A 23296-nucleotide genomic window follows, 5' to 3' on the forward strand; every position below is an offset into this window, starting at 1 on the left:
CAGACATACCGTACGAACGCACCCGACGGGGGTGTCGATGCAGGACTGGACTCTGATCTCGCTACTGTCTGGGTTCCTCTTGGACAATCAGCATGGCAGTTCAAGGCTGGCGATCTCGCGCCAGCCGCATGTAAGACAGAGCTTCTTGGCGCGACCGCAGCCCTAGAAGTTCTCAAGAATGGCGGCTCCTACCGGTTAGCTCTGGGCCGGTCACTGACCCCTGCAAAGATCGCCAAACGGAAGGCAGCCCTGGAAGATGCCGCGCGTTCTGTCGGTATTACGGTCGACGCTGGCACTATCGAGGTGTTGAACGCTGATCACCTTGCTCGATGGGCGGAGGTGTACCCAGCGGTTGCGATCAGTCCTTTGATTCGCGGTATCGGCATTATCGGGCAGACCTTCGATGAGTGGTCGGCCTCAGTCAGTCATAAAACGACTTGGGTTGCGTCTGAGGCACGCGATAAACAAATCGAGAGTTTGCAGGAAGCCATACAGTCTGGGGACGAGTCTGGCGTGCATGTCGAGGGCGTGAGCGGACTCGGAAAGACCCGACTGGTCATGGAGGCGCTCCGAGGCCAGCCCAATCAGGGCCTTGTGATCTATGTGCCGAGCGAAGACCAGTTCACTCCGGCCGTCTTGAGTCAACTTCAGACGCAGGGGCGCTCAGCGGTAATCATCATCGATGAGTGCGATGCAAAGCGTCATGACATCTTTGCCGCGATGCTCCAGACAGGTACGAAGATCCGACTCGTCACCGTTAGCGAACCGTCTCAGCGTGCAGCCCGAGCGGCGACGCTCCAAATCACGGCTTTCGAGGACGCTCCGCTCACTGAGCTCTTGCAGAAGAACGTACCGACACTATGGCCGGAAGCGACCAGGGTCATTGTCGAAGTCTCTGCGGGGAACATCGACTACGCACTGAAGTGTGCGAAGGCACTCGTTGCCCAACGTCCTGGCACTGCACGCCAACTGATCGACCCCAACGACATCCGCCAGTTCATCGTCGATGAACTTCCTGGAGGGACACTTTTTTTAGCATCATCCGCCCTCGCCCTTTTTAGCCGCATCGGCTTCGACGCTGAACTCGCTTCGGAACTCTCAATACTGGGCGAGGGGCTCGGCGTACCTGAGCCCGATCTTCGGGCCGCGGCAGCAGACCTCGCCTCACACGGTTTGCTCACGACACAGGGACGCTATCGAAGTGTCGGCCCCCACCCTGTCGCAATCTACCTAGCCTCAAACGGGTGGACAGAGTTCGGATCACGCATCGTCACTGACCTCCTGCCCAAACTCTCCGAAGACCTCACTGAACGCCTCTTCCGACGCGCTGCCGAGATTGGCGATTCCACATTGCCTCGCGCGGTCATCGATCAAATGCTTGGTGCCGATGGTCCACTCAGCTCACTTGAAGCCGTAGCAACAGATCGCCGCGGGAACCTGCTGGATCACCTCGCGATTCTCTCGCCCGAGAGGGTGTCGGGTCGGATTGCTGAGCTACTTGCGGAAACAGACGACGACGACCTGCGCAAGGCTGAAGGCGCACGACGGCCACTGGTGTGGGCACTGCAGAAGCTTGCATGGCATACCTCAACCTTCACTGAAGCAGCCGATTCCCTTCTACGACTTGCTCTCGTTGAAAATGAATCCTTCTCCAATAACTCGACGGGCGTCTGGGTGGACCTGTTCGGAACGATGCTGCCGTCGACAGCTGCGTCTCCGGCCGAACGCCTCGCCTATCTGCGATCGAAGGCCGCGGAAGGTCGTCCGGAAATCCGTGCGCTCGTAGTGAAGGCCGCGCATCGGGCGCTTGATTCCCACGAGCACACGATGGTGTCAGGAGAGCTTCAAGGTGGAGTGGTGGTTGAACCTCGCGGTGCGCCCAAGACTTGGGGTGAGTCTTGGGAATACCGCAACGCCATCATCGACACCCTCGGTTCTCTCAGCGGCGATTCGGACGCAGACGTTGCGGCGTCCGCCGTCAAGGCGCTTACGGACGCTATTCATGTTTCCCTCGGCCAGCCCGTGCTTCGAGACCATCTGGCGTCAACCCTTGCAAGCCTTCCTCCCGAGCAGCTCCAAGATGCTCGTGCGAAACTTGCAGACCTTGCGTCGCTGTACGACCGCACTGGTGACGAGAAGCATCATGCCGAAGACATCGACGCTATCCTCACGGCACTGCCCGCCGGCACGCTTGACGACCAGCTCTGGGTGCTCGCGCACGCATCGCCATGGGACAGGCGCAACGGCGACATCGAAACTGACTTCATAAATGCCCTGGAGGGGACGGAAACCGAGTCCGCCACGGCCAAGCTTCTCGCACTGCTCGTGAAAGAGGTACCCACCGACTTCATTATCGGGAGGGTGCTTGCAAAGCGTGGTGCAGATATCGCCGCCACTGCACCTATGCTGCTCGCGAAGTTGTCGGGCTCCAACGCTCGCGCATTGGTAGGGTTCCTCGTTGGTCTGGAGGAGGCAACTCCTGGTACTTACGACGAGTACGTTGACCAGCTAAACGCCGATCCGATTACGAAGCTTCGCCTCACCACGCAAGGTCCACGCACTTCGCGCGCTGAAGCACGGGCGGCAGAGCTTCTTCCACAAATCTCAGTTGCAGAAGGCGCTCGCGCAGTCTTCTACTGGCTGCGTGAGACCAGCGACGACGACCTACTTCGCCTCTACATCAATGACTGGAAGACGCGCGTCGAATCGGAGGATGACTATCGCGCACTCGTGGACTTCCTTGCATTCGAGTTGCATGATCGACCGGAAATCTCGCCAGAGCTTCAGACTGCGATCGAAGAGATCGTCGAGCTGCGGCTTAAATTTCCAGTACTGGGTCAGCAAGAGTATGACTGGTCTCAACTCGCAGAGCGACAGCTTGAGAAGGACCCGGCGAGCATCGTTCGAATTCTCGTAGAGCTTGTCGAGCAAGACGCGATCAGTATGTACTCGGACTCTCAAGAGAAGGGACTCTTCGGCCGAGCTCTCAAGCTCGCAGGGAAAGAGACCTGGATCGAACTCCTTGATCGGCTTGCGAAGCGTGAGTCATGGAAGTTGGCATTCTCTACGCAAGGTTGGGTCGCTGACATCATCGATCTTGATGTGATTGAAAGTTGGGTCGGCGACTCGGTAGATCGCGCCAAGACTGTGGCCTCAGTTGCTTCTGTAGGCTCAGACGAGATAAATCCGGTCGCGTCCTTTCTCTTGAGTCGCTTCGGAGACGAGAGGGGTGTGACATCTTCGCTTGTCGGTGAGTTCATTTCCGGGATGTGGTCAGGGGACGAGTCAGATCGAATCAAGGGTCAGATTGCTCAGGTGAAGCGCTGGCTCGCGCAACCTGGTCAATCCGAGGGTGCTAAGCGGTGGTGTCGGAAGCTGCTTGAACACCTCGAGTCTCGACTGGGAGATGTACTCCAGGGCGAGCAGGAACACGAGTGGTAGTGACGCAGCGTGATCTTGCCTAGATTCTGTGGCGAGGCGCACTTGCTCTCATCTTTGCCCCGCATCGATGCAGTGCTCTCAAGACCGCTCCGTGCGATAACCCGTACTTCTTCTCCAGTTCCGCTATGGTCGAGCCGGCCTCATACTCCCGCGTCATCGCGGCTGCCTCGTCGTCAGTGACCTTCCGCTTCGAGATATCGACACCGTGCTCACGCAGCATCCGCGTGAGTGCTGAGTTCGCCACACCTAGTTCGCGCGCGAGTGACCGCACACTTTCACCTGCTTTGGCGCGACGGACAAGTTCGTCGACCTTCGCGCCGCCAAGACGCTTAGACAGCTCATGGTCTCGGTACATGTTCTGCGCTCCCGAATCGTCGTTTCGATCGCCAGGAACCGCGAGATTCCGCATTTCTACAGGGGTGAACGGCAGCTCCCAATGGTTCGAACAGAGGTCGTGTAAGTCAGCCACGTGAAAGACCCCCGCTCAGCGGGGGTTTTCGCGTTTCACGAGGCGCGTCTCGCGACCCGGTTGGCAGCCCCCTCAGCCCGCGCGGTCGTCCCCGTCCAGATAGAACCAGCGTCCGCCTTCCCGTACGAATCTCGAGCGCTCGTGGAGAACGGCGATCCCCTCGTCGGTGAGATAACTGGCACGGAATTCCACCACGCCGGTGTCGTCATCCTCCCCGCCGGCCACCACGTCGACGATCTGAAGTCCCCGCCATCGCGGGTTGCCGGTCAGGTCCAGCTGGGCCGGTCGGGTGTCCGGATGCCACGTGCGCATCAACCAGGCGGCGTCCGCCCGCCGGAACGCGTCGAAGCGCGACCGCATCAACGCCTCCGCGGTGATCGGCTCCCGCGCGTCGTCGGTCATCCGGTCCGTTCCCTCCGCGTCAGCCTCGCGTCACACGTCGACGGATTCACCGGGATCGAGCTCGAAGAATTCGCCGCCGTTCTGCTCGACCGCCCACGTCAAGCGCGCCCGCCCCATCTGCCGGCCCGCTACCGAGAGCGTCATGTCATGCGTGCCGAACGCACTTCGCGGCGCCACCGCGAGCACGAAGTCCATCGCCTCACCGATCTTCAGCCACGGTGCGCCAACGGGTGCGGCCAGCAGCTTCACGGGAACCTCGGGTGCCGTATAGGAGTCACCCGGATAGTAGACCGTGTCGTTGACGAGCACACCCACGTTGTCGACCACCGGGATCGACTCGTGGATGACGGCGTGACGGCCGCCGAAGAACTGCAGCCGGAACGGCTCGACGCTGATCGCATCGCCCGGCGCGACCACGGTGATGTCGTACTCGGCTGCGGCGTCGGCGACCCCCTGCGGTCCGAAGAGGGGAGTGCCGGGAAACGCCTTCAGGATGCGGTCGAGATGCTGCGGTGTGCAGTGGTCGGGGTGCTCGTGAGTGATGACCACGCCGACGACGTCTTCGAGATCGGGGAGGGGGGAGGTGAAGGAGCCCGGGTCGATGATGAGCGTCTTGCCGGACTCGCGGAGCGTCAGGGTGGCGTGCTCGAACTTGGTCACTCGCATGGGTCGAGTCAACTCCCGCGAGGGCTGTCGGGCAAGCGCCGATCGGCATGCCTGCATCGATTTGGAGGCATGGCGAAGCCGTGCCATAATCGAACGGTTGCCTTCCGGCCCCATCGTATAGCGGCCTAGTACGCCGCCCTCTCACGGCGGTAACGCGGGTTCGAATCCCGCTGGGGTCACACGTGTTGACACACCTTATCCGGCAACAACGAAGAACTCCCCGGCTTGCGCCGGGGAGTTCTTCGTTTCACCTCTCATCGCAGCGGCCTCGACGCGGGTGAGCCGGCCCCAGTCCCGGCTCACCCGCCTCGGCGCGCTTCGTCACCGGCTCCAGGTCCCGAGCCCCTGGGTGTCGAAGAACTGCAGTGTGACGCCGGTGACATCACCCGCGTCTTGGACGAACGTCGCGGAGGACAGGGATCCCTCCGGGGCGTTCTCGCCCGTCGGGACGAACGCGAAGGCATCCCCGTCCCAATGCCTCAACTCGAGCACGTACCCGTCATCCGCTCCCATCGCCACGACGAGCTGACCGTTCCGCTCGGACACGGTGAGCGGTCCGAAGTAGGCGTTCTCATAGGTCCCCTCATAGTCGGCGAGTTCACGAGGTGCATCGGGGGCACTCGGCGCCTGCTCGTCGACGAGATCGCCGACGGGCGTCGTGAGGCTCGCCACGGCGGCACGGTAGTCCGTGATCCAGTCGCGGGTCAGGTCGCCGTACTGCACCAGGTCCAGGAACTGTGCGTTGACCGCCTCGGGAAGGCCGTAGGGGCCCCCGTTGGTGAGGGTCACGATCCCCAGGTCCAGGCTCGGGATCAGGCGGAAGTTCGTCGCGGCTCCCAGCACGAACCCCCCGGAGTGGGCGATGCCGGTGCGTCCTCCCACCGCCGTGTCGACGTTGAAGCCGAACCCGTACATGCTGGTGCGCCAGGTCGCTTCCGGAGGATGGCCCGAGATCATCTCACCGGTCGTCGCCGCCGTCAGGGCCGCGGGGTCGAAGACCTGCTCCCCGCCATGCTCTCCGCCGGCCAGGACGGCGTTCATCCACGCGGCGAGGTCGATGACGTTCGACGAGACGCCGCCGGCGGGAGCCTGTGCATCGGGGTCGCGGTCGAAGAGCGGCTGGAACGTGCCGTCGACGAACGCGTGGATGGTCGCGCGATCGTCCTCCGCGAGGAAGTCCTCGTAGCGGGAGCTCGTCCGCGTCATCCCGAGCGGTTCGTACACCAGCGACTCGGTGACGTCCTCCCACGGCTCGCCGACTGCGGCGGCGGCCGCCTCAGCGCCTACGGTGATGCCGTAGTTGGAGTAGTGGTAGCTGGATCGGAACGCGTCGAGGGGGAGCATGTCGAGATGATCGAGGATGTACTCGCGCCCGTACCCGAGGTCTTCCAGGTCGTCGCCCGCTCCGGTATCCAGTCCCGTCCGGTGCGAGAAGAAGTCGCCGACCGTGGCGTGCTCGGTCACGTAGGGGTCGCTCAGCGCGAAGCCCGGGAGGAGATCGGACACCGGGGTCTCCCACGTGAGGGCACCCTGTCCGATGGCGGCGGAGACCGCGGTCGCCGACAGCGACTTCGAGACCGACGCGATCTGGAACACCGTCTCCGGGTCGACCGGATCCCCTTCGCCCACGGTCTTCACCCCGAAGCCTTCGGCGTACACGATCTCGCCGCCGTGGACGACGGCCACGGCGAGTCCGGGCACGCCTGTCTCCGCGAGGTCGTCCGCGATCAGGTCGGACAGCTGCGCCAGAGCGCCCGTGACGGCATCGTCGACGCTCGCCGCGGGCAGGGCGATCGCATCGCCCGGCGGCGCGTCGGCCGTGTCGACGACCACCGCCTCACCGCCGGCGTCGGAGACGCACCCGGTGAGAAGGAGGCCCGCCGAGGCGATGGCGGCGGCGGGAACGAGGGTTCTGCGGGGCATGGGCTCTCCGTATCGGGTGGGGCAGGGCCTCTTCCACTCTGGCGGTGGACCACGCGTGAGGAACATAGACCCAGGTCCATGGCGGTGAACGGGATGCGCGAGGATAGTCGAACCCGCCGGCGATGATCGGGCCGGTGATGATCGGGGAGGACGCATGGCAGCACCCACGCGCTACCGGGCGCCGTCGGTCCGGTCGATGCGCGGGGTCCTCAGCATCCTCACGCTCGTCGGATCGCTGCTGGCGCTCGTCGTGCTCGCGCTCGTGCTCCCCGGTGCGGGGGAGGGGGCCGTCCCCATCACCCTCTTCGCGGTCGTCGCGATCGTCTACCTGGTCGCGGGCGCCGTCGCCTGGCTTCGACGCCCCGCCAATGCCACCGGGATGCTGCTGGTCTGCGGCGGGGTCTCCCTCACGGTCGCGAATCTCGCGAACGCGCCGGTGCCGGAGCTCGCGACACTCGGCAACGTGTTCGCGACGGCGGTTCTCGCGGTCATCGTGCACCTGCTGCTGGCCTTCCCCACCGGCCGGCTCACGGGGAGGCTCGCGGTCGGACTCGCTGCGATCGCCTACACGATCGCCATCCTCCTCCCGCTGCCCGCGGTGCTGCTGGATGCTCCCGCAATGGCGCCGCCGGTGGCCGCCGTGCAGAGCACCGTCGGGCTTGCGATCATGGTCGCGACGGCGTGGCTGCTGGTGCGACGACTGCAGCACGCCGATGCTCGCGCGAGGCGGGTGCTGCTGCCGCTCTACACCTACGGCATCATCGCTGTGCTCGCCATCGTCGCGCTCCCCGTGGTCCTGCCCGCCGACGAGGCGGTGCTGCGCGCCGGGCTCCAGCTGCTGCTCCTGCTCGGCATCCCGATCTCGTTCCTGATCGGCGTGCTCGGCGGCGGATTCACTCCGACGCGGGATCTCGCCGATCTCGGTGAGCAGCTGTCGACCTCATCCGACGGCTCGCGTCCGCTGTCCGATGCCGTGGCGGACACGCTCGGCGATCCGTCGCTCCGGGTGCTCCTGCGCGCGCCCGACGGTCTGGTCGACGAGGACGGCGAACCCGCGCGCGTGTCGGCGCATCCTGACCGCGGGGTCGTCGATGTCGACATCGACGGACGCCCGGTGGGTGCGATCGAGTATGACTGCCGCTCCGAGATCGACGAGACGCGCGTGCGTCGCGCCGGACGCATCATCGCCGTCGCGATCGACCGCTCCCGGCTGACCGCCGAGCTGCGCCAGAGCCGTCGCGAGGTGCTCGCATCCCGCATCCGCATCGTGGAGACCGCCGATCGCGAGCGGTTCCGCATCGCCCAAGACCTCCACGACGGACTGCAGGCGCAGCTGGTGCTGCTGGGCGTCGAGGCTCAGCAGATCGCGCATGCGCCGGAAGTCGGAGCCGCTGCCGCTGCGGCGGCCACGGCGTTGCGTCGTCGTATCGACGTCGCCGCCGCAGATCTGCGCCGGCTCGTACACGACGTGCTGCCCATGCCGCTCATGGAGCGCGGTTTCGTCGCGGCCGTGGAGGACCTCGTCGACCGTATGCCCGTGCCGACCACCATGTCGGCGCGGGTCGAGCCGGGCCTGCTGCCCGCCGCCACGGGAACCACCGCCTATTTCGTCGTGGCCGAAGCTCTCGCGAACGCGGTCAAGCACGCGAGGGCAGGGTCCGCCGAGGTGGGACTCGCGCACGATGGCCCGACGCTGCGCATCACCGTGACCGACGACGGCATCGGCGGTGCCGACCCGAACGGTCGCGGTCTGCGAGGGCTCGCCGATCGGGTGGACACCCTCGGCGGCGACTGGTTCATCTCGTCGCCGCACGGGGAGGGCACACGTCTGGAGGTGCGTCTGCCGTGCGCGTCGTGATCGGTGAAGACGAAGCGCTCCTGCGCCAGGGACTCGCGCTGCTGCTGCGACAGGACGGGTTCGACGTGGTGGAGGTCGCGCCCGACGCGGTCGCGCTGGAGGAAGCCGTCCGGGCTCACGACCCCGATCTCGTCATCACCGACATCCGCATGCCGCCCTCCTACACCGATGAGGGCCTCGCCGCCGCGGTGCGCATCCGGTCGGAGCGGCCGGCGATGCCCGTGGTGGTGCTCTCCCAGCACGTGCAGCGCCGCTACGCCGAAGAGCTCATCGGCGACGGCGGCGCGGGGATCGGATACCTGCTGAAGCAGCGGATCGCCGACGTGCGCACCTTCACCGCCGACCTGCGTCGCGTCGCCCGTGGCGGCACGGCGCTCGACCCCGACGTCGTCGAGATCATGGTCGCGCGCGCCCGTCTGCTCGGCGGGGGCGTCGAGGCCCTGACGCCGCGGCAGCGGGAGGTGCTCGCACTCATGGCGCAGGGTCGGAGCAACGGATGGATCGCCGCGGAACTCGGATTGTCGGAGAAGGCGATCGTGCAGCACACCTCGAACATCTACGACATGCTCGGGCTCGCCGTGGACGCCGACGACCACCGTCGGGTGCTCGCGGTCATCCATTATCTGACGCACTGAGCGGGCCTCAGACGTCGGCGTCCTCCGGGGTGGGGGCGACGGATGCGGCGCGGCGCCGAGCACGCGCTCGGCGACCGATGACGATCAGCCAGACGGCGGCGACCACCACGGCGACCACCAGAAGCCAGGGGAGCAGGAAACCGAGGCCGATGACGATTCCGTTGAGTGTGGCCACGAGCCCGTTCCACCCGGCCGCCAGCCCGTCTCCGAATCCGGCGGGGTCGGCTTCGACCGGCTCCGACGGCTCGATGAGGGTCACCGTCAGACTCGATGTCGCGACCCTCCCTTCGAGGTCTTCCAGCTGCTGGCGGTACGACTCCAAGAGCGCCTGTCGGTCGGCGAGCGCCGTCTCGGCAGCGATCAGATCAGACAGGTCCGCGGATTCGTCGAGCAGTTCCGTGAGCCGGGCAACCGACGTCTCCGTGGCCTCCACCCGTGCGCGAAGGTCGATCGCCTGCTCCGTGACGTCGAAGGTGTCGACCGAGCTCGAACGCACCTCTCCGATCCCGGAGAGGTCGGCGACGATCGCGTCGAGCTGATCGGCGGGAACGCGCACCGTGATCCACGATCCGGCGTACGGGACGGGCATCGACGTGTCCGTCATCCCCGACGTGTACGCCTCGTCCGAGCGGGATTCGTCCTCGGTGATCGTCAGCGACTCCACCCAGCCGCCGCGGGTTCGTGCGGCGACGGCGACCGCCTCGGCGCCGGTCGCGGCGTCGTCGACGACGATATTCGCCGTCGCGGAGGTGATGAGTTCGCGATCGGTGTCGCCGGGCCCGATCTCGATCCCCGACGAGGTCGCATCGTCGGCAGCCATCCCCGACTCCGTCGCGCCATCGGCGGGGGCATCCGCCATCTGGCCGCCGCCGTCGGGGACCTCGACCGCGCTGATGTCGGTGGAGGCGGGCCCGACCAGCACGGCGGGGCCGATGAGCGCCGCCGCTGCGATCACGGCGACCGCGGCGGCGCCGCCGGCCCACCACCGCGCACGTCGCTTGCGGCGTCGGTCGCGTTCGCGCGCGATTCCGGTGAACACCGAGTCCTCGATGCGATCCAGGCTGGCCTCGGAGAGGTGCGGCAGCGGGTCGTTCGATGTCATGACGTGCTCTCCTTCACGGTCGCCCGCAGCCGCGAACGGATGCGGGACAGGCGATTGCGGACCACCCCGTGCGAGACACCGAGCCGCGCGGCCGCCGTCCCGTAGTCGAGTCCTTCCACCGCGCACAGCAGGAAGATGCCCCGATCGAGCTCGCCGAGTCCGTCGACCTCGTCGCCGATGCGACGCGCGAGGTCGGCTCCGATCACCTGCTGCTCGACGTCCACTCGCGCGGGCGCGCCCTCGGGGAGCCGACCGCGGGTTTCCCGGTCGCGACGTTGCAGGCGCATCCGGTTCGCCGACTGGAAGCGGCAGATCGTCACCAGCCACGGAAAGAGCGACTCGCCCGCCAGGCGCATGCCCGGCAGCTTCCGCCACGCCACGAGGAAGGTCTCCTGCAGCACGTCCTCGGCGTCGGCCGCGTCACCGAGCAGCGCGTACGCGACGCGGTACAGGGCGGTCGCATAGGAGCGGTACAGCGTGCGGAAGGCGTGCTCGCTCCCGCTCGCGGCGAGCGCCACGAGCGTCGCGTCGTCGGATGCGGGCGCGGAACTCATGCGGTGCTGCTCCTTCGAGGCCGAGGGTGGTCCTACACCCGTGAAGTGTCGGCACCGGCGCGATCGTCTCACATCGGTGGGGTGCCGCGCGGCGACCCGGTAGGGTTGAGGCCGCGAGAGGGAGTATCCCGTCCTCGCGCGTCCGTCATCACGGGTCCTGCAGGGCCCCGGGCGCGCGCCGCGTCAGCGGGGGAGAGACTTTCGGTGATTCGTGCATCCCTCTTCGAAAGGCCCTGATGGGTTACGAGATCCCCGCGTGGTTCCAGATCGCCGCGCTCGCCGTGCTGGTGGTCATCCTGGTCGCCGACCTGCTGCTGATCCTGAAGCGCCCGCACATCCCGTCGATGCGGGAGGCGACGCTCTGGGTGGTTTTCTACGTCTCGCTGGCGCTGGTGTTCGCGTTCGTGCTGCTGTGGGTGACCGGCAGCCACGATGCGATGGGGGAGTTCGTCGCGGGATGGCTGACGGAGTACAGCCTGTCGGTGGACAATCTCTTCGTCTTCGTCCTGCTCATGAGCCAGTTCGCGGTGCCGCGCCGATACCAGCAGGAGGTGCTGATGGTGGGCATCATCATCGCGCTGGTCCTGCGCGCGATCTTCATCATGCTCGGCGCCGTCCTCATCGAGAACCTCAGCTGGATCTTCTACGTCTTCGGCCTCTTCCTCGTCTACACGGCGTGGCGGCAGGCGTTCCCCGGATCGCACGAGAACTCGGCGCAGACCGAGACCGGGCTGGTGCGCTTCATGCGGCGCTTCTTCAACATCTCCGAGTCGTACGACGGCCCCAAGCTGCGCACGGTGATCGGCGGCAAGAAGGTGTGGACGCCGATGATCCTCGTCTTCGTGGCGATCGGCTTCACCGATCTCGTCTTCGCGATCGATTCGATCCCCGCGATCTTCGGCATCACCCAGAGTGCGTTCATCGTGTTCACGGCGAACCTCTTCGCGCTGATGGGACTGCGCCAGCTCTACTTCCTCCTCGGCGGACTGCTCGACCGGCTCCGCTACCTGCACTACGGCATCGCATTCATCCTCGCCTTCATCGGCGTGAAGCTCTTCCTGCACGCCCTGCACGTCAACGAGCTTCCGTTCATCAACGGCGGCGAGCACGTCGAGTGGGCACCGGAGATCTCCACCTGGGTCTCGCTGGGCGTCATCCTGGTGTCGATGGCGGTCGCGACCGTCGCCAGTCTCGTCGCCGCCGGCAAGGAGCCGGTGGTGCCGGAGCCGGAGACGCCCGCCCTCCCCGACGGCAGCGGCGCGACCGACGCCGAAGAGGCGGCATCCGTCGTCGCGGACGAGCACGCCACTCCGCCCACGGTCGACCCCCGCGACCGCGGCTGAGGCATGCTCGGGCGCGTCCGGGCACGGCGGCGGCAGTGGTAACCTGGCTCCGTGCGGATCGCTCGCCTTCTCCTTAGCGGCCGCGACGAGTCCTCGTAATCCAGGCCTCACTCGTCGCGGAGTTTCGTCGCGGGCTTGATCCCCCATCCCGAGGAGAGCGCAATGAGCACACCCATTCCCGACGCATCCGTCATTCCCGACCGCCCCCGGACCCTCGCCGAGAAGGTGTGGGACGACCACCTCGTCGTCAAGGGCGAGGGTGGCCAGCCCGACCTGATCTACATCGACCTGCACCTGGTGCACGAGGTCACCAGCCCGCAGGCGTTCGACGGCCTGCGCGCTGAGAACCGCCCGGTGCGGCGTCTCGAGCACACGATCGCCACCGAGGACCACAACACGCCGACGCTGGAGATCCACAAGCCCATCGCCGACGTCACCAGTCGCACCCAGATCGAGACCCTGCGTCGCAACGCGGAGGAGTTCGGCGTGCGTCTGCATTCTCTGGGTGACAAGGAGCAGGGCATCGTCCACGTCGTCGGCCCGCAGCTCGGACTCACGATGCCGGGCATCACCGTCGTGTGCGGTGACTCCCACACCTCGACGCACGGAGCGTTCGGGGCGATGGCCTTCGGCATCGGCACGAGCGAGGTCGAGCACGTGCTCGCGACGCAGACCTTGCCGCTGAAGCCGTTCAAGACCATGGCGGTGACCGTCGAGGGCGAGCTGCGCCCCGGCGTGACGGCGAAGGACATCATCCTCGCCGTGATCGCGAAGATCGGCACCAACGGCGGCCAGGGCTACGTGCTCGAGTACCGAGGCAGCGCGATCCGCGGCCTGTCGATGGAGGGCCGCATGACGATGTGCAACATGTCGATCGAGGCGGGCGCCCGCGCCGGCATGGTCGCCCCGGATGAGACGACCTTCGCCTATCTCGAGGGTCGCGATCACGCGCCGACCGGACAGGACTGGGATGACGCGGTCGCGTACTGGCGCACCCTGCCCTCGGACGAGGGGGCCGTGTACGACGCCGAGGTGTTCCTCGACGCCGCAGAACTCGAGCCGTTCGTCACGTGGGGCACGAACCCCGGGCAGGGGGTGTCGCTGAGTGATCGCGTCCCCTCGCCCGACGATTTCGCCGACGCGAACGCGCGCGTCGCGGCCGAGCGCGCCCTCGAGTACATGGACCTCCAGGCGGGGACGCCGATGAAGGACATCCCCGTCGACGCGGTCTTCATGGGATCGTGCACGAACAGCCGCATCGAAGACCTGCGCGAGTTCGCGTCGATCATCGATGGGCGCACGAAGGCACCCGGTGTCCGGGTGATGGTCGTTCCCGGCTCCGCGCGCGTGAGGCTGGAGGCCGAGGCCGAGGGACTCGACAAGATCATCACGGCCTTCGGTGCCGAATGGCGGTTCGCCGGCTGCTCGATGTGCCTCGGCATGAACCCCGACCAGCTGAGCCCGGGGGAGCGCTGCGCGTCGACGAGCAACCGCAATTTCGAGGGGCGACAGGGCAAGGGTGGCCGCACCCACCTGGTCTCGCCCCTGGTCGCGGCTGCGACGGCGGTGCGCGGCACGCTGTCCAGTCCCTCGGATCTCGAACCCGTCGAGCAGGCTGTGCCGGCCACGAGCGGAGCGGGGGCCTGACATGGAGAAGTTCACCACCCACACCGGCGTCGCCGCCCCGCTGCGCCGTTCCGCGGTCGACACCGACCAGATCATCCCCGCCGTCTACCTCAAGCGCGTGACGAAGACCGGCTTCGACGACGCGCTGTTCGCGAACTGGCGTCAGGACCCCGACTTCGTCCTCAATCAGCCCGCGTACGCATCCGCGTCGATCCTCGTCGCCGGGCCCGATTTCGGAACCGGGTCCAGCCGTGAGCACGCGGTCTGGGCGCTGCGCGACTACGGCTTCAAAGTCGTGCTCAGCACCAAGTTCGCGGACATCTTCCGGGGCAACTCCGGCAAGCAGGGACTGGTGACCGGGGTGATCACCGACACCGAGCTCGAGGCCTTCTGGGACGCGATGGCGGCCGAGCCGGGAGCCGAGATGACCGTCGACCTCGAAGCGCGAACCGCCGTACTCGGCAACCTCGAAGCTCGATTCGAGATCGACGATTACACTAGGTGGCGGCTTCTCGAGGGGCTCGATGACATCGGGCTCACCCTGCGGAACGAACACAAGATCGCAGAATTCGAGGCTCGCCGCGAGGCGTGGCGGCCACGGACGACACCCGTCCGTTGAGCCCGGACCCTTCCCACCGGAAGGGTCGGCGACAAGCGCCCCTCGAACACGCGAATGAGGTTCACCGGATGAAGACACTTCTCGACGACTCGGCCGAGCCCACGTCAGGAGAGAAGCAGATGACCGGAGAAACCCTGCGGATCACGGGCGGTCGGCCGTTGCGCGGCCGCGTCGAGGTGAAGGGCGCGAAGAACCTCGCGACCAAGGCGATGGTGGCCTCGCTCCTCGGCGAGACGACGAGCGTTCTGCGCGATGTTCCCGACATCAGCGATGTGCAGGTGGTCCGGTCCCTCCTCGAAGTGCACGGCGTGACCGTGGCGGAGGGGCCGGAGCCCGGCAGTTACACCTTCGACCCGCGAGGGGCTGTGGCGGCCCACTTCGAGGAGATCGACGCGCACGCGGGTGCCTCCCGCATCCCGATCCTGTTCTGCGGTCCGCTGCTGCACCTGCTGGGCGAGGCCCTCATCCCCGACCTGGGCGGATGCCGCATCGGAGACCGTCCGATCAACTTCCACATGGACGCGCTGCGCGCGTTCGGCGCGGTGGTCGACAAGAGCTACGAGGGCATCCGCATCACGGCACCCGACGGCCTCCACGGTGCGTCGATCGAGTTGCCCTACCCGAGCGTCGGCGCCACCGAGCAGGTCCTGCTGACCGCCGTGCGCGCGAAGGGCACGACGGAGCTGCGCAACGCCGCCATCGAGCCCGAGATCATGGACCTGATCGCGGTGCTGCAGAAGATGGGCGCGATCATCTCGTACGAGCCGAACCGTGTGATCCTCATCGAGGGCGTCGATTCGCTGCGCGGCTACGACCATCGCTGCATCTTCGATCGCAACGAGGCCGCTTCGTGGGCATGTGCGGCGCTGGCCACCGACGGCGAGATCTTCGTCGACGGCGCCAAGCAGCAGGAGATGCTCACGTTCCTCAACGTCTTCCGCAAGGCCGGGGGCTGGTTCGACGTCCACGAGGACGGCATCCTCTTCCGGCGAGACGGAGCGCTGAAACCCGTCATGGTCGAAACCGACGTGCACCCCGGCTTCATGACCGACTGGCAGCAGCCGCTGATCGTCGCGCTCACCCAGGCGGACGGACGCTCGATCGTGCACGAGACGGTGTACGAGAACCGCCTCGGATTCACCGCCGCCCTCAACCAGATGGGCGCCGACATCGTCGTGCACCCCGACGGCCTGGACACCCCGGAACGCCGCGTCCCGCGTCGCGCGCTGGAGCAGGCGGCCGTCATCAACGGACCCACGCCGCTGCGCGGGGCGGATGTCGTCGTGCCCGACCTCCGCGGTGGGTACAGCTACCTCATCGCCGCGCTCGCCGCCGACGGCGAGTCGATCGTGCGGAACGTCGACATCCTGCGCCGCGGCTACGAGAAGCTGTTCGCAAAGCTCGACGCCCTGGGCGCGGAATTCGACATCATCGGATGACCCGGTGACGTCGCCTCGCCCGCGCGCCTCGACGGAGAAGACGCGCCCCAGCATGTTCTGGCCGCTCGCTGCGATCATCGTGCCGCTGACCGGACTCCTCGCCAAGATCGAGGTCATCGACGGTCACAAGCTTCCGCGCGAGGGTGCTTACGTGCTGGCGCCGAATCACAACAGCGAGTTCGACCCGATCATCGTCGCCGTCGCGACGTGGCGCATGGGCCGCGCACCGCGCTTCCTCGCGAAGGAGAGCCTGTTCCGCGTGCCGGTGCTCGGCTGGGCTCTGCGTACGACGGGCATGGTGCCGGTCGCACGCTCCGCCTCCGCGTCGTCGTCGCGTGCGACTCTCGAGGCGTCCACCGAGATCGTGGCCAACGGCCGCGGCGTGATCGTCTACCCGGAGGGATCCCTCACCCGCGACCCCGACCTGTGGCCGATGCGCGGCAAGACCGGAGCGGTGCGGCTGGCCCTGGCCGGCGGCATCCCCGTCATCCCCGTGGCGCAGTGGGGGACTCAGCAGATCCTGCCGCGCTACGGGAAGCTCAAGCTCTGGCCCCTGCGCCGTCGGGTCCGGGTGGTCGTGGGCGATCCCGTCGATCTGACGGCCTATGCCGCGCGCGACGGGCAGGCGGCCGCCCTCATCCCCGCGACCGACGTGGTGATGGGCGAGATCTCCCGTCTGCTGGCGACCCTCCGCGACGAGCCCGCACCAGCCGACCGGTGGGACCCGAGTGCCCACGGGCAGAAGGAGACCGGACGCCTTGAGTCGTAAGCACGAGGCGACCTTGCCGCGCGTGGCGGTCATCGGCGCCGGGAGCTGGGGAACGACCTTCGGCAAGATCCTCGCCGACGGCGGCGCGCACGTGACCATGTGGGCTCGTCGCCCGGAGCTCGCCCACGAGATCGACGAAGCCAAGCGGAACAGCCAGTACCTCGCCGGCATCAACCTCCCCCGCGAGATGAGCGCGACCCCCCACCTGTCGGAGGCGGTCGAGGGCGCCGAACAGATCTATCTGTCGATCCCGAGCCAGTCGGCTCGGCAGAACCTCACGGCTCTGCGTCCGCTCGTGGCGGCGACCGATGTTCCGATCGTGTCGCTCATGAAGGGCGTCGAGCGGCGCAGCGGCCTGCGGATGAGTCAGGTCATCGAGCAGGAGCTGGTGTGCGATCCGGCGCGGATCGCCGTGGCGTCGGGACCGAACCTCGCTCTCGAGATCGCCCGCGAGCAGCCGACGGCCGCGGTGATCTCCTCGCTCAGCCAGGACACCGCCGACGCCGTCGCGCGCCGCGCCAGGAATCGGTACTTCCGGAGTTTCGTGAACACCGATGTCATCGGTACCGAGTTCGGTGGCGTGCTGAAGAATCTCATCGCGGTCGCGATCGGGATCGTCGACGGCGTGGGATACGGCGAGAACACCAAGGCGTCGATCATCACCCGCGGTCTGGTCGAGATGACCGACTTCGCGGTCGCGCAGGGCGCGCAGCCCGAGACGCTCCAGGGCCTGGCGGGCCTCGGCGACCTGATCGCCACCTGCCAGTCGCCCCTGAGCCGGAACAACACCGCCGGGCGGCTGCTCGGGCAGGGTTACAGCTTTCAGGACGTGGTCAAGCAGATGGAGCAGACCGCCGAAGGCCTGGCGTCGGTGGCTCCGGTGCTCCAGCTCGCCCGTGAGGCCGGTGTGCAGATGCCCATCGTCGAGCAGGTCAAGCGCGTGCTGGATGGCACGATGGACCCGCGCGAGATCGCGCCGCACTTGACGACCGACGACGACGACCCCCAGGGGGAGAGGACGCAGAATGGACAAGCGGGCGGTGGCGGTGCTCTTTGGAGGTCGCTCCAGCGAGCACTCGATCAGCTCCGCGACGGCGGGCGGCGTCCTCCGCGCGATTGACCGGGATCGCTTCGACGTGATCCCGGTCGGGATCACCCGTTCCGGCGCCTACGTGCTCGAGGACGACGACCCCGAGAAGTTCGCCCTCGACCCGAGCCGCATGCCCGAGGTCGTCGACAACGGCACGCGCATCGTCTGGCCGGATTCCGCCGAGACCCGTGAACTGCGGGTGCGGGATGCCGCGGGCGAGCGTTCGCTCGGGCGGATCGACGTCGTGCTGCCGATCCTCCACGGGCGATTCGGGGAGGACGGGACGGTGCAGGGGTTCCTCGAGCTCCTCGACATCCCCTACGCGGGCGCCGGAGTGCTGATGTCGGCGATCGGCATGGACAAGCACACGACCAAGAGCGTGCTGAAGGCGGCGGGCGTGCCCGTCGTGCCGTGGGTGACGGTGACCCGCGCTGATCTCGAACGAGACCGCGCGCAGATCGAGCACCGCGTGCGTGCCCTCGACCTCCCCGTGTTCGTCAAGCCGGCGCGCGCCGGATCGAGCGTCGGGGTGACCAAGGTGGCGGACCTGTCCGACCTGGACGCCGCGCTCGAGACCGCCTTCGCCGAAGATGACACGGTGCTCGTGGAGAAGGCCGTGACGGGCCGCGAGATCGAGTGCGGCGTGCTGCCCGGGCGCGACGGCGGTCTGCCGCGCGTGAGCCTGCCCGGGGAGATCGTGATCACGGGACGCGAGTTCTACGATTTCGAGGCCAAGTACCTCGGCGCGCCCGGGGTCGAACTGGTGTGTCCGGCCCAGCTCCGCGACGGCGAGATGGCCGAGATGCAACGCGTCGCGGCCCGCGCCTTCGAGGCCGTGGGCGGCGAGGGTCTCGCTCGCGTCGACTTCTTCTTCACCGGCACCGACTTCTTCGTCAACGAGGTGAACACGATGCCCGGCTTCACCCCGATCTCGATGTTCCCCGCTTGCTGGATCGCGACCGGCATGACCTACACCGACTTGATCTCCGAACTGATCGACGGCGCGCGCGAGCGCTGAGCCGACCGCTCAGGGCAGCAGCGTGTCGGTGGTCGTGCAGGAGCTCTCGGCCGGCAGCTGCTCCACGAGGGGACCGAGGGAACCGAGCACTTCGTTGGGGGAGACCGTCTCGTTGTCGACGAAGACCTCCACCGCCGGCGTGCGCCCGTAGCTCGTGATCAGGTAGGTCGGGGCCTGCGAATCGTCGACGATCCAGTCGACGCCGCCGATGGTGATGCACTGCGCCTCCGTGGGGCCGGGAGGGGTGACCCCGCACGTGAGCAGCACCGCGGCGGGATCTCCCCACGCTCCCGTCGACTGCGCGTCGGTCCACCGCCGATCCTGTCCGTCGAGCGCGTCGGGAAGGCGCACGATCACGTCGGCGCAGAGAGGGTCGTTGGCGTCGGCGGCGGGGTCGAGGGCGACCGTCGACGAGCAGCCGGCCAAGACGGCGACAGCGAGTGAGACGCCCACCGTTCCGCTGGCGATGCGGCGCGACGGACCACGGGAGGTGAGCACCCGTCCACGCTACCCGGCGATCCTGCGAGCCGCCCGCCGATAGCGTGGAGTCATGACCGACAGTCGCACCGTAGGACAGCTGGGCGAGATGCAGGTGCTCGCGCGCATCCTCGACCGCCTCGGGACCTCCGCGGCGGAAGTGGGCCCGGGGGATGACGCCGCGGTGCTCCCGCTCGCGGACCACCGGGTCGTGGCGACGACCGACACGCTCGTGCACGGGCCGGACTTCCGTCTGGCCTGGTCCAGCGGCTTCGACCTCGGGTGGAAGGCCGCGGCGGTGAACCTCGCCGACGTGGCGGCCATGGGTGCACGCCCCGTCGCGCTGCTGGTCGCGCTCGCGATGCCCGACGACACGTCGATGGACACCGTCGCCTCCCTCGCCGACGGTCTGCGGGCCGCGTGCGAGACCCTGGCGCCCGGCAGCCGCGTGGAAGGCGGCGACCTCACCGCGTCCGACACCCTGACGATCGCCGTCACCGCCCTCGGCACCCTCGAGGGTCGGGAACCGGTGCGGCGCAGCGGCGCGTACGCGGGCGACGTCGTCGCCGTCGCGGGGGAGGTCGGCCCTGCTGCGCGCGGCCTCGGCCTGCTGTTCCAGCGATTCCGTGACCGCGACGGCACGCCGGTCGCTGTCGACGAGGGCGTACTCGACGCCGCGGAGCGTTTCGATCTGTCCCGTCAGCTCCGCCCGGTTCCGCCGATCGCCGCCGGTCCCGCAGCCGCCCGCGCGGGGGCGACGGCCATGATGGACGTGTCGGACGGGCTCGTGCTCGACGCGACGCGCCTCGCGGCCGCCTCCGGGGTGACGATCGATCTTCGCTCGTCGTCGATCGGCGGGGAGTCGGAGCTGTCCGGCGGCGAGGACCACGCGCTGCTGGCCACTTTCCCGCCGCAGGCGTCACGTCCGGAGGGCTTCCGCGTCGTCGGAGAGGTGGTCCCCGCGGGAGGCGACGCCGTGCTCATCGACGGGCAGGCTCCGCGAGGTCGTGGCGGCTGGGACCCTTACGCCGACTGGGACGCCGGCAGGGGCTGATCCGATTCCCCAGCGGGCTCCGGCCGCGCCCACCAGATCGTCGTGTCGCCGTGGCGTCGGGATCGCTGCCAGCGCAGTCCCGGCGGAAGGGTCGGCTCGCCCGACCGCGTGGCGCGCTCGATCACGACGTCCGCGTCGGCGGAGAGCACTCCGGCAACGAGCGCGAGGGTCTCGGTCAGCTCCGCGTCGGGGAGGTCGTACGGCGGATCGAGGAACACGAGGTCGAACCGCTGCGACGTGCCGCGGAGGAACGCGTCGCTGCTTGACCGGTGCACCAGCGCCATCACGCCGTCCATGGCCTTGGCCACTCGTCGGGCGTTCCGCGTGGCGACGGCGGCCGCCTTCGGTGCCTTCTCGACGAGGTCTGCCGACGTGGCGCCGCGGGAGAGGCATTCCAGGCCGAGCGCCCCGGAGCCGGCGTACAGGTCGAGGACAGCCGATCCGGCGATCGCCCCGGCGGACTCGAGCGCCCCGATCAGGGATTCGCGGACCCGCTCCGAGGTCGGTCGCGTGCCGGCATCGGGGACCTCGAGGGGGATCGAGCCGGCGCCTCCGGCGATGATGCGGGTCACCGCTCCACCCTACAAAGCCGGAGGCGTCGGTGGCGGTGCCTAGACTTTCTGCCATGCCCACCCTCGACTCCCGCCTCGACGGTGTCGTCGGCACCGCGGCCAAGACGCTCGAGCGCGCGTTCGGGATGAAGACCGTGGGCGATCTGCTCGGCCACTATCCTCGGCGCTACGCCCGTCGGGGCGAGCTGACGCCCATCCTCACGCTGCCCGTGGGCGAGACGGTCACCATCGTCGCCGAGGTGCGCCGCGTCGGCGAACGGCGCATGCGCAACCGCAGCGGGAGCATCCTCGAGGTCGTGATCGGCGACGGCACCGGCGAGATGTCGCTGACGTTCTTCAATCAGTCCTGGCGCATGAAGGACCTCCGGCCGGGGCGTCGCGGCACCTTCTCGGGAAAGGTGGGGGAGTACCGCGGGTCGGTGCAGTTGACGCATCCCGCCTACGAACTCTTCGATGACATCGACACCGCCCTCATGTCGGCCGAAGCGTGGGCGAAGCTTCCCATCCCCATCTATCCGGCGACCAGCACGCTGACGAGCTGGCAGATCACCAAGCTCGTCCACCACGCCCTCGACGTGCTCGACCCCGTGCCCGACCCGCTACCCGACAGGCTTCGCGAGGCTGCTCGTCTGCTTCCGCTGGGCACCGCCATCGAACGCATTCACCGCCCGGACTTCGACGAGCAGATCGAACCAGCCCGACAGACGCTCCGCATGCACGAGGCCTTCGTGCTGCAGGCGGCGCTGCTGCAGCAGCGTCAGTTCGTGCGGGCGATGTCGGCGACCGCCCGGACATCGGGCGCACTGCTGGCCGACTTCGATGCGCGACTGCCGTTCGAGCTCACCGAGGATCAGGTCGAGGTCGGTGAGCGCATCGGCGCGGACCTCGCCGGGGCCTGGCCGATGAACCGTCTCGTGCAGGGCGAGGTCGGCTCGGGGAAGACGCTGGTGGCGCTCCGAGCGATGCTCCAGGTCGCCGAGAGCGGGGGGCAGTCCGCCCTCATCGCGCCGACCGAGGTCCTCGCCGCTCAGCATCTTCGCTCGATCACCAAAATGCTCGGCCCCGAACTCGCCCCGCGGATCATGCCGACGCTGCTCACCGGGCAGCTCTCGGCGGCGGAACGACGACGCGCAGCACTGCGCGTCGCGTCGGGGCAGTCGCTCGTCGTCGTCGGCACGCACGCCCTCCTGAGCGAGAGCACGACCTTCGCCGACCTCGGACTCGTCGTCGTCGACGAGCAGCACCGGTTCGGGGTCGACCAGCGCGAATCGTTGCGGGCGAAGGGAACCTCCCCGCACGCTCTGGTCCTCACGGCCACACCCATCCCCCGCACCGTCGCGATGACGGTGTTCGGCGACCTCGACGTCTCCACGATCCGCTCGATGCCGGCCGGACGAGCAGGCATCGAGACGCACGTGGCTCCGGTCGCCGAGCGACCGGCCTGGTTCGCTCGCGTGTGGGACCGCATCGCCGAAGAGGTGTCGCAGGGACGACAGGCGTTCGTCGTGTGCGCGGCGATCGACGCCGACGGCAGCGGAGGAGCCGTGCGCGACGGCGCCGACGCCCCCACCGTCGACCCCCTCGCTGACGCCGATGCGGCGGGCGCGGGTCCGGCGCGCACGCGATGGGGCGTCGTGCAGGTCGCAGAGCTGCTGGCGGGGCACCCGGCCTTCGCGGCGCTGCGCGTCGAGACGCTGCACGGCAAGATGCCCGCCGAGCACAAGGACGCGGTGATGCAGGCCTTCGCCCGCGGCGAGGTCGACGTGCTCGTGGCAACGACCGTCGTCGAGGTCGGCGTCGATGTGCCCAACGCCTCGACGATGGTCATCCTCGAGGCTGATCGATTCGGTGTGTCGCAGCTCCACCAGTTGCGGGGGCGTGTCGGCCGCGGCGGCGTGCCGGGCCTGTGCCTGCTCGTGACGGAGGCCGAGCGAGGCAGTCCCGCGCGCGACCGGGTCGATGCGGTGGCGCGCACCCTCGACGGATTCGCCCTCGCCGAGGTCGACCTCGAGCTGCGGGGCGAGGGAGATGTGCTCGGTGACGCGCAGTCGGGCGCGCGCACCTCGCTGCGACTGCTCCGGGTCGTCACCGACGCCGACATGATCGCCCACGCCCGCGCCGCGGCCGAGGAGGTGCTCGCAGCCGATCCGGCCCTGGAAGGACACCCCGCGCTGGAGGCGGCCCTCGCGCGGAGGGTGGGGATGGCGGAACGAGCAGCCCTCGCCAAGAACTGAGCACG

19 protein-coding genes and 1 tRNA gene are annotated in these 23296 nt (G+C 68.0%); 13 read left to right on the forward strand and 7 right to left on the reverse strand.

Annotated features, from left to right (window positions below; all coding sequences use genetic code 11):
• Positions 1-306 precede the first annotated feature (306 nt).
• On the forward strand, positions 307-3441 hold the full coding sequence (locus ACGG9C_RS00005) for a hypothetical protein (RefSeq protein ID WP_390178052.1): 3135 nt from the start codon (positions 307-309) through the stop codon (positions 3439-3441).
• Positions 3442-3982: 541 nt separating this feature from the next.
• Here ACGG9C_RS00005 and ACGG9C_RS00010 read toward each other — a convergent pair.
• Positions 3983-4312, reverse strand: coding sequence for a YchJ family metal-binding protein (locus ACGG9C_RS00010; protein WP_071043141.1), 330 nt, complete (start codon positions 4310-4312; stop codon positions 3983-3985).
• Positions 4313-4342: 30 nt separating this feature from the next.
• Positions 4343-4978 carry an MBL fold metallo-hydrolase gene (locus tag ACGG9C_RS00015; RefSeq protein WP_390178053.1) on the reverse strand — a complete coding sequence of 212 codons (636 nt, stop codon included), beginning with the start codon at positions 4976-4978 and terminating at the stop codon, positions 4343-4345.
• Positions 4979-5084: 106 nt separating this feature from the next.
• On the opposite strand from ACGG9C_RS00015, the gene ACGG9C_RS00020 reads away from it, so the two are divergent.
• A tRNA-Glu gene (locus ACGG9C_RS00020) sits at positions 5085-5157 on the forward strand.
• A 142-nt stretch (positions 5158-5299) separates the two neighbouring features.
• On the opposite strand, the gene ACGG9C_RS00025 is transcribed toward ACGG9C_RS00020, so the two are convergent.
• Complete coding sequence (locus tag ACGG9C_RS00025; protein WP_390178054.1) at positions 5300-6901, reverse strand: serine hydrolase; 1602 nt, start codon at positions 6899-6901, stop codon at positions 5300-5302.
• Positions 6902-7055: 154 nt separating this feature from the next.
• On the opposite strand from ACGG9C_RS00025, the gene ACGG9C_RS00030 reads away from it, so the two are divergent.
• Both ACGG9C_RS00030 and ACGG9C_RS00035 read left to right on the forward strand, forming a co-directional pair.
• On the forward strand, positions 7056-8759 hold the full coding sequence (locus ACGG9C_RS00030) for an ATP-binding protein (protein ID WP_286720762.1): 1704 nt from the start codon (positions 7056-7058) through the stop codon (positions 8757-8759).
• Positions 8747-9394 (forward strand): response regulator transcription factor, encoded by a 648-nt coding sequence (locus ACGG9C_RS00035; protein ID WP_071043149.1) that lies wholly within the window; start codon positions 8747-8749, stop codon positions 9392-9394. The genes ACGG9C_RS00030 and ACGG9C_RS00035 overlap by 13 nt, the downstream gene beginning before the upstream one ends.
• Before the next feature lie 7 nt (positions 9395-9401).
• Here ACGG9C_RS00035 and ACGG9C_RS00040 read toward each other — a convergent pair whose 3' ends face one another.
• Positions 9402-10496, reverse strand: a complete 1095-nt coding sequence (locus ACGG9C_RS00040) for a DUF4349 domain-containing protein (protein WP_390178055.1) — start codon at positions 10494-10496, stop codon at positions 9402-9404.
• Positions 10493-11050: an RNA polymerase sigma factor gene (locus tag ACGG9C_RS00045; protein ID WP_286720760.1), complete on the reverse strand. Its 558-nt coding sequence runs from the start codon at positions 11048-11050 to the stop codon at positions 10493-10495. Before ACGG9C_RS00045 ends, ACGG9C_RS00040 begins: the two co-directional genes overlap by 4 nt.
• 236 nt (positions 11051-11286) lie before the next feature.
• Here ACGG9C_RS00045 and ACGG9C_RS00050 point away from each other — a divergent pair, with 236 nt between their 5' ends.
• The 7 genes from ACGG9C_RS00050 (at position 11287) to ACGG9C_RS00080 (ending at position 18954) form a co-directional block, all read left to right on the forward strand.
• The gene (locus ACGG9C_RS00050) at positions 11287-12393 is read left to right on the forward strand and encodes a TerC family protein (protein WP_071043157.1); all 1107 of its coding nucleotides are present in this window, start codon (positions 11287-11289) and stop codon (positions 12391-12393) included.
• A gap of 162 nt (positions 12394-12555) precedes the next feature.
• Positions 12556-14040, forward strand: a complete 1485-nt coding sequence (gene leuC / locus ACGG9C_RS00055; RefSeq protein WP_286720759.1) for a 3-isopropylmalate dehydratase large subunit — start codon at positions 12556-12558, stop codon at positions 14038-14040.
• Between the two features lies 1 nt (position 14041).
• Positions 14042-14638 (forward strand): 3-isopropylmalate dehydratase small subunit, encoded by a 597-nt coding sequence (gene leuD, locus ACGG9C_RS00060; RefSeq protein WP_071043160.1) that lies wholly within the window; start codon positions 14042-14044, stop codon positions 14636-14638.
• A 68-nt stretch (positions 14639-14706) separates the two neighbouring features.
• A complete protein-coding gene (gene murA, locus ACGG9C_RS00065) occupies positions 14707-16077 on the forward strand; it encodes a UDP-N-acetylglucosamine 1-carboxyvinyltransferase (protein ID WP_286720758.1) in 1371 nt (456 codons plus the stop codon).
• A 52-nt stretch (positions 16078-16129) separates the two neighbouring features.
• Positions 16130-16846 (forward strand): lysophospholipid acyltransferase family protein, encoded by a 717-nt coding sequence (locus ACGG9C_RS00070; RefSeq protein WP_071043391.1) that lies wholly within the window; start codon positions 16130-16132, stop codon positions 16844-16846.
• The gene (locus ACGG9C_RS00075) at positions 16836-17966 is read left to right on the forward strand and encodes an NAD(P)H-dependent glycerol-3-phosphate dehydrogenase (protein ID WP_286720755.1); all 1131 of its coding nucleotides are present in this window, start codon (positions 16836-16838) and stop codon (positions 17964-17966) included. The genes ACGG9C_RS00070 and ACGG9C_RS00075 overlap by 11 nt, the downstream gene beginning before the upstream one ends.
• Entirely contained in the window at positions 17872-18954 is a 1083-nt protein-coding gene (locus tag ACGG9C_RS00080; protein WP_286720753.1) for a D-alanine--D-alanine ligase family protein, read from the forward strand. Before ACGG9C_RS00075 ends, ACGG9C_RS00080 begins: the two co-directional genes overlap by 95 nt.
• 9 nt (positions 18955-18963) lie before the next feature.
• Here the strand turns inward: ACGG9C_RS00080 and ACGG9C_RS00085 are convergent, their stop codons facing one another.
• The gene (locus ACGG9C_RS00085) at positions 18964-19452 is read right to left on the reverse strand and encodes a DUF3515 family protein (protein ID WP_286720751.1); all 489 of its coding nucleotides are present in this window, start codon (positions 19450-19452) and stop codon (positions 18964-18966) included.
• 52 nt (positions 19453-19504) lie between these two features.
• On the opposite strand from ACGG9C_RS00085, the gene thiL reads away from it, so the two are divergent.
• Positions 19505-20485 carry a thiamine-phosphate kinase gene (thiL, locus tag ACGG9C_RS00090; RefSeq protein WP_390178056.1) on the forward strand — a complete coding sequence of 327 codons (981 nt, stop codon included), beginning with the start codon at positions 19505-19507 and terminating at the stop codon, positions 20483-20485.
• Here thiL and ACGG9C_RS00095 read toward each other — a convergent pair.
• A complete protein-coding gene (locus ACGG9C_RS00095; RefSeq protein WP_286720748.1) occupies positions 20455-21057 on the reverse strand; it encodes an RsmD family RNA methyltransferase in 603 nt (200 codons plus the stop codon). The two genes, thiL and ACGG9C_RS00095, sit on opposite strands and share 31 nt — an antisense overlap.
• Before the next feature lie 53 nt (positions 21058-21110).
• Here ACGG9C_RS00095 and ACGG9C_RS00100 point away from each other — a divergent pair, with 53 nt between their 5' ends.
• Positions 21111-23291, forward strand: coding sequence for an ATP-dependent DNA helicase RecG (locus tag ACGG9C_RS00100; RefSeq protein ID WP_286720746.1), 2181 nt, complete (start codon positions 21111-21113; stop codon positions 23289-23291).
• Positions 23292-23296 lie beyond the last annotated feature (5 nt).

Origin of the sequence: Microbacterium sp. MTN4-26, from assembly GCF_042846595.1 — a bacterium.
GTDB classification, from domain to species: domain Bacteria; phylum Actinomycetota; class Actinomycetes; order Actinomycetales; family Microbacteriaceae; genus Microbacterium; species Microbacterium luteum.